Below are 14,666 nucleotides of genomic sequence, written 5' to 3'. Positions count from 1 at the left end.
ACTTTTCAGCCTTGGGAATGCTCGTTCCATATTGACTATGGATTGGAATTATTATTTCATATTGCCGGCGCCACGCTGCCGCTCGCGCGTGTTACCCAATACAACAAGCCGATGGGAGGTTCGAATGGGCGAAGCCGTGGAAGCGAGACATGCGCCGCTCGACATCATCACCATCGGCCGCGCTTCCGTCGATCTCTACGGCCAGCAGATCGGCTCGCGCCTCGAGGACATTACTTCCTTTGCCAAGTCGGTCGGCGGCTGTCCGGCCAATATCGCGGTCGGTACTGCCAGGCTCGGCCTGCGCTCGGCGCTGCTCACCCGCGTCGGCAATGAGCAGATGGGCCGCTTCATCCGCGAGCAGCTGACCCGCGAGGGCGTTTCGGTCCAAGGTCTCAAGACCGATCCAGAGCGGCTGACCGCCCTGGTGCTGCTGTCGGTCGAGGATGAAGGCGTCTCGCCGATGATCTTCTATCGCAGCGATTGCGCCGACATGGCGCTTTCGAAAGACGATATCGATGAGGCGTTTATCGCTTCGGCACGCGCGGTCGTCGTCACCGGCACGCATTTTTCACGGCCCAACAGCGACGCCGCCCAGCGCAAGGCGATCCGTGTCATGAAAGCCAAGGGCGGCAAGGTGGTGTTCGACATCGACTACCGCCCCAACCTCTGGGGTCTCGCCGGCCACGCCGAAGGCTTCGAGCGCTATGTGAAATCCGACCGCGTCTCGGCGCAGTTGAAGACGGTGCTGCCCGATTGCGATCTCATCGTCGGCACCGAAGAGGAAATCATGATCGCCTCGGGCGCAGACGATTGCCTGAGCGCGCTGAAAACCATCCGCTCGCTGTCGGCGGCAACCATCGTGCTGAAACGCGGCGCCATGGGCTGCATCGTCTATGACGGGCCGATCAGCGACGACCTCGAGGACGGTATCGTCGGCAAGGGATTTCCAATCGAGGTCTACAATGTGCTCGGCGCCGGCGACGCCTTCATGTCGGGCTTCCTGCGCGGCTGGCTCGGCGAGGAAGGCCTGGCGACGGCGGCGACCTGGGCCAATGCCTGCGGCGCCTTTGCCGTGTCGCGGCTCCTCTGCGCACCGGAATACCCGACTTTCGAGGAATTGCAGTTCTTCCTGAAAAACGGCAGCAAGCATCTGGCGCTGCGCAAGGACGAGGCGATCAATCACATCCATTGGGCGACCACGCGCCGGCGCGACATCCCCTCGCTGATGGCGTTCGCCTGCGACCACCGCGTCCAGCTGGAGGATGTCGCGGCAAAAGCCGGCGCCGATCCGTCGCGAATCCCGGCTTTCAAGGTGCTGACGGTCAAGGCTGCGGCCAAGGTTGCGGCTGGCCGCGCCGGCTACGGCATGCTGCTCGACGAAAAATACGGACGCGAGGCGATGTTCGAATTCGCCCACCATTCCTTCGCCTGGCTCGGCCGGCCGGTCGAGTTGCCGGGTTCGCGGCCGCTTCGCTTCGAGTTCTCGCAAGACATAGGTTCGCAACTGGCCGAATGGCCGGTCGACCACTGCATCAAGTGCCTGTGCTTCTATCATCCCGACGATCCCGCGGCGCTGAAGAGCGAACAGCAGCAGAAACTGCGCGCTTTGTTCGAGGCCGCGCGGAAAGTGGGCAGAGAACTTCTGGTCGAGATCATCGCCGGCAAGCACGGCAGGCTCGACGACATGACCATCCCGCGCGCGCTCGAGGAACTCTACGCACTCGGCATCAAGCCCGATTGGTGGAAGCTCGAACCGCAGGCATCGGCCGGCGCATGGGCAAAGATCGAGGCGGTGATCCTGAAGCACGATCCGTGGTGCCGTGGAATTGTGCTGCTTGGCCTGGAAGCGCCGCAGGACGAGCTGGAAGCGGCCTTCGCCGCCACCGCCAAGGCGCCTATCGTCAAAGGCTTCGCTGTCGGCCGCACCATCTTCATTAACGCGGCCGAACAATGGTTTGCCGGCAAGATGTCGGACGAGGAGGCGGTGGCCGACATGGCATCGCGTTTCGAAAAACTGACCGAGGCATGGCTTGCCGCGCGCGGTCGCAAAGCAGCATAAGAAGGCGCGACATAAGCACTGCGGAGGAACCGACATGACCAAGACAATCCGCCTGACGATGGCGCAGGCGCTGACCCGCTTTCTTGCCCGACAGATGACCGAGATGCACGGCAAGAAAGTGCCGATCTTCGGCGGAGTCTGGGCGATCTTCGGCCACGGCAATGTCGCCGGCGTCGGCGAGGCGCTCTACCAGGTTCGCGACGAACTGCCGACCTTCCGTGCCCATAACGAGCAGGCAATGGCGCATGCGGCGATCGCCTACGCCAAGGCCAATTTCCGCCGCCGCTTCATGGCCGCGACCAGTTCGATCGGCCCCGGCGCGCTCAACATGGTGACCGCTGCGGCACTTGCGCATGTAAACAGGTTGCCTGTCCTGTTTCTGCCTGGCGACGTCTTCGCCAATCGCATTCCCGATCCCGTCCTGCAGCAGGCCGAGGATTTTTCCGATGGCACGGCGACGGTCAATGACTGCCTCCGCCCGGTGTCGCGCTATTTCGACCGCATCACGCGGCCGGAGCAGATCATGCCGGCGCTCAACCGCGCCATGCAGGTGCTGACCGATCCCGCCGAATGCGGCCCGGTGACGCTGGCGCTGTGCCAGGACGTGCAGGCCGAGGCCTATGACTACCCCGAGAGTTTCTTTGCCGAGCGACTCTGGACGCCGCGACGGCAGCGCCCGGACCGCAACGAACTGGCGGCCGCAGTCGCGGTACTCAAAGCGGCGAAAAAGCCGCTGGTGATCGCGGGCGGCGGCGTACTCTATTCGCAGGCATCCGAGGAGCTGGCAAAACTGGTGCAAGGCGCCGGCATTCCAGGTTGTGAGACGCAAGGCGGCAAATCCTCGCTCCCGGACGATCATCCGTTGAACATGGGCGCGGTCGGCGTTACCGGCACTTCGGCGGCCAACAGGCTGGCCGAAGAGGCCGACGTCGTGCTTGCCGTCGGCACCAGACTGCAGGATTTCACCACCGGCTCCTGGGCATTGTTCAAGCATGCCGGCAGGACCATCATCGGGCTCAACGTGCAGCCTTTTGACGCCGGAAAGCACCAGGCGCTGCCGCTGGTCGCCGATGCGGCGGAAGGGCTCGCCGAACTCGCTGCGGCGCTGAAAGGCTGGAAAGCCCCTTCAGGCTGGACCGACAATGCGATCACGGGCAAGAAGAGCTGGCAAGCGGATGCCGACAAGGTGACGGCGTCGACCAATGCCGCCTATCCGTCCGACGCGCAAGTGATCGGCGCAGTACAGCGCGCCATGGGCTCCGGCGTGGTACTGCTTCATGCGGCCGGCGGCTTGCCCGGCGAATTGCACAAGCTATGGCAGGCGGGCGCGCCCGGCTCCTACCACGCAGAATACGGCTTCTCGACAATGGGCTATGAAATCGCCGGCGGGCTTGGCGTCAAGATGGCCAAGCCGGACGAAGAGGTCGTGGTCATGATCGGCGACGGCTCTTACCTGATGCTCAATTCCGAGATCGCGACCTCGGTGATGCTCGGCCTCAAGCTGACCATCGTGCTGCTCGACAACCGCGGCTATGGCTGTATCAACCGGTTGCAGATGGCGACCGGCGGCGCCAACTTCAACAATCTGCTGAAGGACGCCCGTCACGAAACCTTGCCCGAGATCGACTTCGCCGCGCATGCTGCGAGCATGGGTGCGATTGCCGAAAAAGTGCCATCGATCGCCGGGCTGGAAACGGCGCTGGCGCAAGCGAAGAAGAACACGCGAACGACCGTGCTGGTCATCGACACCGACCCGCTGGTTTCGACCGAGGCCGGTGGAAGCTGGTGGGATGTCGCAGTGCCGGAAGTCTCGGCACGGCCGCAAGTGAATGCGGCGCGCAAGAAATATGAGGAAGCGCTGAGCGGGCGGGTTCTTTAGCCATCCGCGAACGCGCCTCGAATGTCTGAAACTGGAGTGACGACTTGAAAGCCAAACTGGGCATGTCCCCCATTGCATGGTGGAACGACGATCTTGCCGAACTCAGCGATGATGTGTCGCTGGAGGAGTGCCTGCGCCAGTCGCGCTCGGCTGGCTTTACCGGAATGGAAATGGGCCGCCGCTTTCCCAACGATCCGCAAATCATGCTGCCGATCCTGAAAGAGGCCGACGTGACGCTTTGCGGCGGCTGGTTCTCGGGGACGCTGGTCGACGAAGACATGGCGAAGAACAAGGATCGTATCCAGCCGATGATCGACCTGTTCAAGGCGGTGAACGCGCCATGCATCGTCTATGGTGAAGTCGGCCGCTCCATCCAGGGCGACCGCTCGAAGGCGCTCGCCGGCAAGCCCAGGCTTTCGGACGAGGAAATGAAAGCCTACGCCCGGCGGCTCACGCAGTTCGGCGAATGGTGTGCAGAGCAAGGCATGCCGCTCTCCTACCATCATCATATGGCGGCAGTAGTTGAGACCGAGCCAGAGCTAGATGCCTTCATGCGCTATTCGGGAGAAGGCATTCCATTGCTGCTCGACGCGGGTCACCTGGCCTTTGCCGGCGGCGATGTGCTGCGCGCTATTGATAACCACCACCGGCGCATCAACCACGTGCATGTGAAAGACGTACGCATGGAGGTGATCAACAAGCTGGATCGTAGCAGGCAATCCTTTCTCGATGCGGTGGCGCTTGGTGCCTTCACCGTGCCGGGAGATGGCTCCTTGGACTTTGGCGCCATCGTCCAGAGGCTCGCCGACCATGGCTATGAGGGCTGGTTCGTGGTCGAGGCCGAGCAGGATCCGAAGAAGAACCCGCCGCTCAAGATGGCGCAGGTCGGCTACAAGGAATTGATGCGGGTGATGACAGCGGCCGGCTATACGGTGGAGACACAGGGCTTTCCCAATGCTTGAGGCTCGCGAGGAAGGGCTGATCCGATGCCGGGGGTGATCCGATGAAAGACTCCGAGCACCCGTTTTTCCGGCCGCTGTGGCGGCGCGTTGCCGTTGTCGCGGTCTGCCTGGTCTGGTCGGTGATCGAATTCGCCACCGGCACGCCGTTCTGGGGCGTGATCGCGCTCGGCTTCGCCGGCTATGCCGTCTGGCAATTCTTCTATCTCTACAAGCCGGCTGACGAGGACAAGTCATCGGCGGACGCCGAACCGAAGGAATGACCATGTCGAAGCTGCTCGTCAAAGCCAATAAGGGCCACGGCCGCGTCGCTCATGTGACGCCGCAAAACGCCGGCTGGACCTATGTCGGCTTCGATCTGCATCGGCTCAGGCCCGGCGAGAGCGCTTCCGGGCAAACCGCGGATCGTGAGGTCTGCCTGGTGTTCGTCACCGGCAAGGGCAAGGCCAAGGCCGGCGGCAAGGATCTCGGCTTGCTGGGCGAACGCATGTCGCCGTTCGAAGGCAAGCCTTGGTCGGTCTATGTGCCGCAGGGGTCGGAGTGGTCGGTGAGCGCCGATACCGATCTCGAACTTGCCGTCTGTTCAGCGCCAGGACTGGGCGGCGGTCTGCAGGTCCGTGTCATCGCGCCCGACGATCTCGGCCAGGAGGTTCGCGGCAAAGGCACCAACACGCGCTATGTCACCAACATCCTGCCGGAGGGCAAGCCGGCCGATTCCTTGCTGGTGGTCGAGGTCATCACACCCGGCGGCCACACATCGAGCTATCCGCCGCACAAGCACGACCAGGACAATCTGCCGGCTGAATCCTATCTCGAGGAGACCTATTACCACCGTCTCAACCCGCCACAGGGCTTTGCTTTCCAGCGCGTCTACACCGATGCCGACGAGAACGGTGCTCGTTCGCTCGACGAGGCGATGGCGATCGAGGACGGCGACGTCGTGCTGGTCCCCAAGGGTTATCACCCCTGCGCCGCCTGCCACGGCTATGATCTCTATTATCTCAACGTCATGGCCGGACCGAAGCGGACGTGGAAATTCCACAACGCGCCCGAGCACGAATGGCTGATGAAGGCCTAACCACTTCCCCTTCGCCCCAACCGCTGGTCCAAGCGAAAAATCGTCGGCTAACGACCCGGCTGTGTGGTTTTGTTACCGAAAACGCCGCAAAGCTTCGTCAATTCGTCATGGAAATCACCTATGGCAGCGGGGCTGACGAGGACTTTCGATGCGCTACGCGATCTATTTCACCCCCCGACAGGACGAACCGCTGGCACGGATCGCTGCCGACTGGCTCGCCCGCGACCCATTCGGTGCCGCCACAAAGCCGGTCGAGGCTGCGGGCGAGTTGTCGGCGGCAGAAGTTGCCTTCCATACCGCCTCGGCGCGCCGCTATGGCTTTCATGCGACACTGAAGGCGCCCTTCAGACTGGCCTCCAACGAGACGGAAACGTCGCTTCGTGCAGCACTCGACGATTTTGCCGAGGCGACGCCGCTGGTTACGATCCCGCGCCTCGTCGTCAGCCAGATCGACGGCTTCTTCGCGCTGGTGCCGGAAGCACCGCTGCCGGCGCTCAACCGCTTCGCCGACGACGTTGTGCGCGACTTCGACCGCTTCCGCGCGCCGTTGACGGAAGCCGAGATCGAACGGCGCAGCCCCGATTCGCTGAAGCCCGACGAGTTCCGCAATCTCTGCCAGTGGGGCTATCCCTATGTCTTCGAGACGTTTCGCTTCCATATGACGCTGTCCGGCCGGGTGTCGTCACAGGAAAGCCCTCGTCTTCGCCTAGCAATCGACAGCCTGTTTACGGACGTGCTGCAATGGCCGGTGGCGGTGGACGCGCTGACGCTGTTTGTGGAAACTGAACCGGGTGCGCCGTTCATGGTGCTGTCGCATCACGCGCTCGGGCGCCACCCGGCCAGAAGAACTGCCTAAATGGCTATTTGCTTTAACCGGATAGTGCGACGCCAATTCATTTTCAATTGGCTGCAAAATGCTGCAAGGACTGCCTGAAATGACTGCCGAGACCGTTCTTGACAATGCCCGTATCGTGCTGGCCGACCAGATCGTCGAAGGGTCGATCGTGCTGCGCGACGGGGTGATCGCCGCCATCGATCCCGGCGCTGGCCGCAGCGGCGAGGACATGGGCGGCGACTTCATCATCCCTGGCCTGGTCGAGCTCCATACCGACCATCTCGAAGGCCATTACGCGCCGCGGCCGAAAGTGCGCTGGAACCCGATCGCAGCCGTGCTCGCGCATGACGCCCAGGTGGCGACCGCCGGCATTACCACCGTGCTCGACGCCTTGCGTGTCGGCATGGACGAGGATGCCGACCTGACGGCCGCCGACATACGCAAGCTGGCCGACGCGATCGAGGACAGCGTACAGCAGGACCGGCTCAGGGCCGACCATTTCCTCCATCTGCGTTGCGAGGTTTCGGCGCCGGACTGCCTCACGGCCTTCGCCAATTTCGACGGCGACGAGCGGGTCAGGCTGGCGTCGCTGATGGACCATGCGCCCGGACAGCGCCAGTTCGTCAATTTGGAAACCTACGCCTATTACTACCAGCGCAAGCTGAAGCTGACCGATCGCGATTTCCAGAAATTCTGCGAAAAGCGGATGGCGGAATCGGCGAGGAATTCGAGCCCGAACCGCAGCTTCATCGCCGCGGCTTGTCATGAGCGCAGCATCGTGCTCGCCAGCCATGACGACGCGACCGTCGGCCATGTCGACGAAGCGATCGAGCAAGGTGTGCGCGTCGCCGAGTTCCCGACCACCGAGGAGGCAGCACGGGCTTCGAAAAAGGCAGGGCTCGGCGTATTGATGGGCGCGCCGAACGTCATGCGCGGCGCGTCGCATTCGGGCAATGTCTCGGCCCGCACGCTGGCCGGCGATGGCCTGCTCGATATCCTGTCGTCGGACTACATTCCCTTCAGTCTGATCCAGTCAGCCTTCTTCCTCGGCGACGTGGTCGAGGGCATTTCCTTGCCACAGGCGGTGGCGATGGTCTCGAAGAACCCGGCCGAGGCGGTCGGCCTCACCGATCGCGGTGTCATCGAGCCCGGCCGGCGCGCCGATCTGGTTCGCGTGCGCGTCGACGACCATGTCCCGGTCGTCCGCACGGTCTGGCGGCAGGGACGCCGGGTCGCATGATGGTGTCGGCATCGGTCGAGCGTGAATTGTCCGCCGCGAGATTTCCGATCCGCGACGGTGTCTTCGTCGCCGTCGTCGGGCCGAGCGGTGCCGGCAAGGACACGGTGATCGGCTATGCGCGCGCCGTGTTTGCCGACGAGAGCCGGCTGGAGTTCGTGCGCCGGGTGATCACCCGGCCGAGCGATGCGGCCACCGAGGATCACGACACGCTCGCCGACGTTGCCTTCGTCGAGGCCGAAGCGGATGGCGCCTTCGCGATTTCCTGGGAGGCGCATGGCCTGCGCTATGGCATCCCGGCCGAAGTCGACTGGTCGGTCTCAAACGGCCGTGTCGCGATCGCCAACGTCTCGCGCGCGATCATCCCGGCGCTGCGGGAGCGCTACGCCAATCTGGCGGTCGTCGAGATCACGGCTACACCGGATATCCTGGCCGAGCGGCTGGCATTGCGGGGTCGCGAATCGCGCGGCGAAGTGCTGGCACGGCTGGCGCGCAGTGCCAATGTGGCGCTGTCCGGACCGGGTGTCACCTCGATCGACAATAGCGGCCCTCGTGAAGCCGCCGGCGAGCGCTTCGCCGAGGTGCTGCGCAAGGCCATGGCCTTCTCCGACATGTCGGGCCTTATCTGAAGTAGAGCCCATCCGATGCATTCGGTATGGGCGCTACTTGTCTAACCGATATCTTTTTGGAAATCGGTATCCAGTTTTCGGGATTATGGCCTCATGCGGCGTGCCGGTCCCGACCAGCGTGACGAGTATCCGTGGCAGTGGTTGTCGAAGGCTTCGCTGGCGCATCCGCTGGTGTATCCAGAACTGCAACGTGGTGCCGATACACCATCTCCCAGCCCTTCCAGCCGGTGAACAGCAGTATGCAGACCACTATGAACGACAAGAGCGCACCCCATGGGCGGACCGCGGCTTCGGCGCCTTGCGCATAGCGAAGGTAGAAATTGATCAGTGCCACAACGACCGCGGTCAAGTTGCCCAGCATGTGGTACCAGGCGTCGGACAAGGCGCGAATGCGCGGCTCGTTGAGGAAGTCGATAAAACCGGCTGTCGCAGCGAGAAGGGCCATTACGATGGCTGCCCCGATCAGCCACATCGATGCCCGTGCCCAGAAGGCATCGGCAGTCCCCCAGAAAACCAGGTCGGTGACAAACGCACCGACAAGAAACGCGACAGGAAAAGGTATCAGCATCGGGTGGAGGGGGTGAGTTCCTACTTTGGCGGTACTAACTGGATTCGTGGGCATGGGAGGCCTCCGCGCAGCAAAGCTTAAATAAACGCTCAGATACGGGTTTCGTTCCAAATAGAGACCGACCTGAACTGCTGTCGCGAAGCTCCGGCTGACTCTCTCACGCCACCTGCCATGGCAGTCGGCGTATTTCATCCAGCTATTTTTGCGTCACTCAGCGGCAGCACCCGCCACGCCCTTGCGTGTGGCTTCCAGCATCCGCCGCCGCGCCCTGAACACGCCCCATTGCTGGTCGACCAGCACGCCGATGAGGATCACCCCGCCCATGACGGCGAAGTTGAGCGAGGACGGGATGCCGAGCAGGTTGACGAGGTTCTGCAGCTCCTGCAGCAGCACGGTGCCGAGCAGGACGCCGATCAGCGAGCCTTCGCCGCCACGCAGCGAGAAGCCGCCGAGCACCGCGGCCGCGATGGCATAGAGCTCGTAGAACTGGCCGTGGCTCGCCGGCGAGATCGAGCGTGTGTACATGGCGAAATAGATAGCTGACAGCGCCGTCAGCACGCCGCAGATGACATAGGCGGCCATGACGATGCGGCCGGTGCGGATGCCGGAATATTTTGCCGCTTCCTCGTTCTTGCCGATGGCATAGAGATAGCGCCCGAACACCGACCGGTGCAACACCACCCACATGACGACGGCGATGACGATCAGCGCGATGAAGCTGTTCGGCACGCCCCAGGACCGCCCCGCCGTCAGGAACTCGAGTTCCGGGAAGTTCTGTCCGAAGGCAAAGCCGGCGGTGCCGTCGGCGGTGTAGAAGCGCGCCACGCCGCGATAGATCAACAGGCCGCACAAAGTCACCACGAAAGGCTGCAATTTGAGCCGGGTGATCAGCCAGCCATGCGCCAGCCCGATGATGCCGCCGAGCACCAGGATCAGCGGCAGGGCGACCGGCCAGGCCATGCCGCGCGTGGCGATGAAGTCGATGAACAGCACGCCGAGCAGCGCAACCACCGAGCCGACCGACAATTCGATGCCACCGGTGATGATGACGAAGGCTTGGCCAATCGACAGGATGCCGAACAACCCGATCAGGTTCGAGGTGTTGGCGAGATTGATCGGCAGCAGGAAGCGTGGGTTGATGATTGCCACCACCGCGCCGACCACCAGGATCAGGATCAGCAGGCCGAGATCTTTCTTGCTCATCGTCTTCTCCCAGTGCCTGCGAACTACTTCGGCTGCTTGCCGACCGCCAGCAGCAGCACGTTTTCCTGGCTGAACCGGTCCTTGTCGAGAATGCCCGAGATCTGGCCTTCATGCATGACGGCAATGCGGTCGGAAACGCCGATCACCTCCTCCATGTCGCTGGAGATCATCAGCACGGCGACGCCGGCATCGGCCAGCGCCCGCATCAGCCCGTAGATCTCGGCCTTGGCGCCGATGTCGATACCGCGGGTCGGTTCGTCAAGAATCATCACCTTCGGCTTCATCGCCAGCCATTTGGCCAGCACGACCTTTTGCTGGTTGCCGCCGGACAGCGTGCCGGTGCGCGTCTGGACGGAGGGCGCCCTGATGCCGAGATCGGTCTTCTGCTTCTCGGCGGTGGCGGATTCCGCGCCGGCCGAGACCAGCGAGCGCCGCGAATGCGCCGGCAGATTGGGCAGCGAAATGTTCTGGGCAATCGACAGGTCGAGCAGGATGCCGGTCAGCTTGCGATCCTCGGGGACGAGGAAAATACCGTTGGCCACTGCGTCCGCGGCCGAACCAAGAACCAGATCTTTTCCGTCAAGCTGGAACGAGCCGCCAAAGCTCTTGTCGATGCCGAACAGGACGCGCGCCAGCTCCGTCCGGCCGGAGCCGACGAGACCGGCGAGGCCGAGGATCTCGCCATGCCTGACATCGAGGTCGACGGGCCGGTCGGGATAGGCAGCGGTGCGAATGGCCTTGACCGACAGCGCGACAGAGCCCGGCGGGCGCGCCGATTCCGCGGCCTTCTCGCGCTCCTTCAGCATGCGGCCGATCATCAGCTTGACCATCTGGTCGTGATTGATCGCGCTCTTCGGCAAGGTTCCGGCGAGCATTCCGTCCCTGAGCACGACGACGCGGTCGGCGACGCGCTCGACCTCGTGAAGGCGGTGCGAGATGAAAATGACACTGATGCCGTCTGCCTTCAGCGCCTTGATGACGCCGAGCAGCTTGTCGGTTTCGGCGATCGGCAGGCTCGAGGTCGGTTCGTCGAGGATAACCAGCCTTGCCTCGATCGACAGCGCCTTGGCGATCTCGACCATTTGCTGCTGCGCCAGCGACAGCGCCGACACCGGCGTATCGGCCGAGAAATTGGCGCCCACGCGTTTGAGCAGCGGCGCCGCCTGCGCTCGCAGCCTGGCGCGGTCGACGAGCTTGAGCGGCCCGGCGCGCAGCGGTTCGCGGCCAAAGAAGATATTGGCGGCCACGTCGAGGTTTTCGAACAGGTTGAGTTCCTGGTGGACGAAAGCGATGCCCGAGCCGATGCTTGCCTCGACAGTCAGCCCGTCATGGGCGACGCCATCGACGGTGATGGTGCCGGTGTCCGGCCTGGTCACGCCCCCGAGGATCTTCATCAGCGTCGATTTGCCGGCGCCGTTTTCGCCGACCAGGCCGATGACCTCGCCGGGCCTTACGTCCATCGAGAATCCGTCCAGCGCGACGACACCGGGATAGGTCTTGCGCACACCGTCGAGGCTCAGGAACGGAGCGGCCGTGGATGCAACGATGGATGGGTCGGAATAATTCATCACGCCTGACAGCAGCCGGTGAGCCGTTTGGTCTCAGACTGACGGGCCTCGCGAGGCCCGTCAATAGAACGCCGGCTCAAGACGAACCTTGAGCCGGCGCAACCTAATTTGCTCAGTTTCCAGACATCGCCTTGAGGCTGGCGGCGTAGGCGTCGACATCGTCCTTGCCGATGATCTTGGTCGGGATGATGATCAGGCCATCGGCGGGAATGCCCGACTTATCGCCCTCGAGATAGGCAGCCATCAGCTTCATGCCCTGATATGCCCATTCGAAGGGCTGCTGCACGACGGTGGCGGCGACGGTGCCTTCCTTGACGCCGCCCAGCGTGATCGGATCGTCGTCGAAGCCGACGACGGTGATCTGGCCGAGCTTGCCGGCATCGCGCAGCGCTTCATAGATGCGCGGCGTGTTGTAGGAATAGAAGCCGACCATGCAGGTGACGTCAGGGCTGGCGACCAGCGCGTCCTCGACGTTCTTCTTGGCGCGAGCCTGATCGATGTCGTCGCCGCGCACGTCGACCAATTCGATCTTGGTGCCGGCGAGACCTTCCTTCATGCCCTGGATACGTTCCTTGGCATTGTCGGCGCCGAGCAGGCCAACGAAGCCGAGGCACTTGCCGCCGTCAGGCATTGCCTTCTTGGCGATCTCTGCCGCCTGCTTGCCGGCATCGACATTGGAAGAGCCGATATAGGCGACACGCTTGGTCTGCGGTGCGTCGCTGTCGGTGGTGAACAACGCCGTTTCCGAGGCGATCTTGTTCAGCCCGTCGGTCGACGTCTTGGGATCGACGGCCGAGACCATGATCGCCTTCACGCCGGCCGTCACCAGATCGTCCATCAGGCGCTGCTGGATGGCGACCGAGGACTGCTCCGGATATTTGAGCTCCAGATTGTATTTGGGCAGTTCGCCTTGAGCCTTCTTGACGCCGGCTTCGGCCGCCTTCCAGAAATCGGAAGCGCCGTTGACGACGAAGGCCAGTGTCGGCTTGTCGTCGGCCCGCGCAATTGCGCTGACGGACAGGCCGAGCAGCAGGGCCGCAGCGGCGACGGACGCATTTCGTATTACAGATTTCATATTCAACCTCCCATTTGACTTAGTAATTTTCGCTGATGATGAACGTGCCGACGCGGCTTGGACGCCCTCCTCCTCAGGGTTCCGGCAGCGAGGAACGACGCCATTCCAGCCGCGATCATCGACTTTAGAGACTCATTCGCCGTTCGTAAATAGTCCGATTTGTCTGACATTTCCCGAAACGGCAGGCGAACTTCGGCTGACGGGAACCGTCCGATACCAGGCTGGCTTGCATTCCGAACACGCACGGTCCGATGTCGTCCGGGCATGATGGATTGACGTTATAGGGATGCCAGATATTAGTAAAGAGTATTAGTGGATCGGGGGATCCTCGCCACAAAAGAGAGGTCTTCCAATCGTTGCCGCTTGGGATTGGCGACTAAATCGCGTAAGAGGGTAGATTATATCTATTAGTAGCGCTTTGCCTTATAAATGCGAAATTCGAGGGACTAACGACGTGAACGAACCACTTCGGGATGCGGTCCTTCAGGGTACCAGACGGCGAAAGCCGTCCGGGAAAAACCCCAAGGGCCGCGTCACCATGACCGACATCGCCAGGGCCGCAGGCTGTTCGCAGGCGACGGTCTCGTTCGTCCTCAACAACACGCCGGGCATAAGGCTGTCGCAGCAAACCCGAGAGCGGGTGATTGAGACCGCACGAACGCTGGGCTATTCGCCGCCGGTGTTTTCTGCCTTGCGAGCCCCTGTTGCCGCATTCGACGGGCTGGATGGCGTGATCGGCTTCGCCGTCGATCAGTTGGCGACCAGCCCGGAGGCGGTCGTCGCCATTGAAGGGGCGCGGCAAGCCTCGTGGAACGCCGGCAATGTAGTGTTGGTGGCGCAGACCATGGGCGACGAGATGATGGAGCCCCGGGCCATCGCGGCACTGACCAAGCGGGGCATTTCGGCGCTGATCTACATGACCATTTTCACCCGCGAGATCGTCGCGCCGGACTATCTCTACGGCCTCGACATTCCGGTCATCCTGCTCAACTGCTACACCGCCGACTATGCCTTCCCCGCCGTGGTGCCGAGCGAGATCGCCGGCGGCCAGAGCTCGACCCGGCACCTGATCAGCCATGGGCACAGACGTATCGCCACCATCACCGGAGAGCCCTGGATGCAAGCGGCGCAGGACCGCCTGAAGGGCTACCGCCGGGCGCTGGCGACGGCCGACATTCCGTTCGACCCGGCGCTGGTCGTCGAAGGCGACTGGTCGGCGAGCGCCGGCTATGCCGCGACCGTCAAGCTCTTGGCGCTGAAGGACCGGCCGACCGCGATCTTCTGCCAGAACGACCGCACCGCAATCGGCTGCTACGAGGCGCTGAAGGAGGCCGGCCTGCACATCCCCCGGGATATTTCGGTGATCGGTTATGACGACGAGGAGATCGCGCGGCATCTGTTCCCGCCGCTGACGACGTCGATCCTGCCGCATATGGCGATGGGACAATGGGCGATCGAGCAGCTCGAAGTCCCCGCTGCTCCCGGTCGTGGCCGCTATCCCATCACCAAGCTCGAATGCCCGCTGGTGGAGCGGGAGTCGGTTGGCGCTCTGGCGGGCTGAGGCGAGAGCGCCGGC

General features: G+C 63.0%; 13 protein-coding genes. 9 read left to right on the top strand and 4 right to left on the bottom strand.

The genetic code is table 11. The features are described 5' to 3' along the window. Positions 1-124: 124 nt before the first annotated feature. The 8 genes from NKH30_RS16200 (at position 125) to phnN (ending at position 8,676) form a co-directional block, all read left to right on the top strand. The gene (locus NKH30_RS16200) at positions 125-2,059 is read left to right on the top strand and encodes a bifunctional 5-dehydro-2-deoxygluconokinase/5-dehydro-2-deoxyphosphogluconate aldolase (protein ID WP_352996137.1); all 1,935 of its coding nucleotides are present in this window, start codon (positions 125-127) and stop codon (positions 2,057-2,059) included. 34 nt (positions 2,060-2,093) lie between these two features. Beyond that, positions 2,094-3,938 (top strand): 3D-(3,5/4)-trihydroxycyclohexane-1,2-dione acylhydrolase (decyclizing), encoded by a 1,845-nt coding sequence (gene iolD, locus NKH30_RS16195; protein WP_352996135.1) that lies wholly within the window; start codon positions 2,094-2,096, stop codon positions 3,936-3,938. A gap of 44 nt (positions 3,939-3,982) precedes the next feature. Continuing rightward, positions 3,983-4,900 carry a myo-inosose-2 dehydratase gene (gene iolE / locus NKH30_RS16190; protein ID WP_352996133.1) on the top strand — a complete coding sequence of 306 codons (918 nt, stop codon included), beginning with the start codon at positions 3,983-3,985 and terminating at the stop codon, positions 4,898-4,900. Positions 4,901-4,941: 41 nt separating this feature from the next. Next, positions 4,942-5,160, top strand: coding sequence for a DUF3329 domain-containing protein (locus NKH30_RS16185; RefSeq protein ID WP_352453009.1), 219 nt, complete (start codon positions 4,942-4,944; stop codon positions 5,158-5,160). Positions 5,161-5,162: 2 nt separating this feature from the next. Then, the gene (gene iolB, locus NKH30_RS16180) at positions 5,163-5,975 is read left to right on the top strand and encodes a 5-deoxy-glucuronate isomerase (RefSeq protein ID WP_352832629.1); all 813 of its coding nucleotides are present in this window, start codon (positions 5,163-5,165) and stop codon (positions 5,973-5,975) included. Between the two features lie 148 nt (positions 5,976-6,123). Next, positions 6,124-6,831: a DUF1045 domain-containing protein gene (locus NKH30_RS16175; protein WP_352996131.1), complete on the top strand. Its 708-nt coding sequence runs from the start codon at positions 6,124-6,126 to the stop codon at positions 6,829-6,831. 79 nt (positions 6,832-6,910) lie between these two features. Further along, complete coding sequence (locus NKH30_RS16170; protein ID WP_352682268.1) at positions 6,911-8,050, top strand: alpha-D-ribose 1-methylphosphonate 5-triphosphate diphosphatase; 1,140 nt, start codon at positions 6,911-6,913, stop codon at positions 8,048-8,050. Next, positions 8,047-8,676, top strand: a complete 630-nt coding sequence (gene phnN / locus NKH30_RS16165; RefSeq protein WP_352472335.1) for a phosphonate metabolism protein/1,5-bisphosphokinase (PRPP-forming) PhnN — start codon at positions 8,047-8,049, stop codon at positions 8,674-8,676. Before NKH30_RS16170 ends, phnN begins: the two co-directional genes overlap by 4 nt. A 91-nt stretch (positions 8,677-8,767) precedes the next feature. Here the strand turns inward: phnN and NKH30_RS16160 are convergent, their stop codons facing one another. From NKH30_RS16160 to NKH30_RS16145, 4 genes are all read right to left on the bottom strand, one after another. Then, on the bottom strand, positions 8,768-9,298 hold the full coding sequence (locus NKH30_RS16160) for a DUF2231 domain-containing protein (protein ID WP_352472336.1): 531 nt from the start codon (positions 9,296-9,298) through the stop codon (positions 8,768-8,770). A gap of 153 nt (positions 9,299-9,451) precedes the next feature. Continuing rightward, positions 9,452-10,447: an ABC transporter permease gene (locus NKH30_RS16155; protein WP_023677502.1), complete on the bottom strand. Its 996-nt coding sequence runs from the start codon at positions 10,445-10,447 to the stop codon at positions 9,452-9,454. 23 nt (positions 10,448-10,470) lie between these two features. Next, on the bottom strand, positions 10,471-12,015 hold the full coding sequence (locus NKH30_RS16150) for a sugar ABC transporter ATP-binding protein (protein WP_352614992.1): 1,545 nt from the start codon (positions 12,013-12,015) through the stop codon (positions 10,471-10,473). Positions 12,016-12,127: 112 nt separating this feature from the next. Beyond that, positions 12,128-13,090, bottom strand: a complete 963-nt coding sequence (locus tag NKH30_RS16145; protein WP_352614994.1) for a sugar-binding protein — start codon at positions 13,088-13,090, stop codon at positions 12,128-12,130. Between the two features lie 538 nt (positions 13,091-13,628). Here NKH30_RS16145 and NKH30_RS16140 point away from each other — a divergent pair. Next, positions 13,629-14,651: a LacI family DNA-binding transcriptional regulator gene (locus tag NKH30_RS16140; protein ID WP_352996191.1), complete on the top strand. Its 1,023-nt coding sequence runs from the start codon at positions 13,629-13,631 to the stop codon at positions 14,649-14,651. Positions 14,652-14,666 lie beyond the last annotated feature (15 nt).

Origin of the sequence: Mesorhizobium sp. M1273, from assembly GCF_040318195.1 — a bacterium.
Lineage (GTDB): Bacteria > Pseudomonadota > Alphaproteobacteria > Rhizobiales > Rhizobiaceae > Mesorhizobium.
Note: the sequence above shows the minus strand (reverse complement) of the source record. Positions and strands in the feature narration are given on the sequence as shown.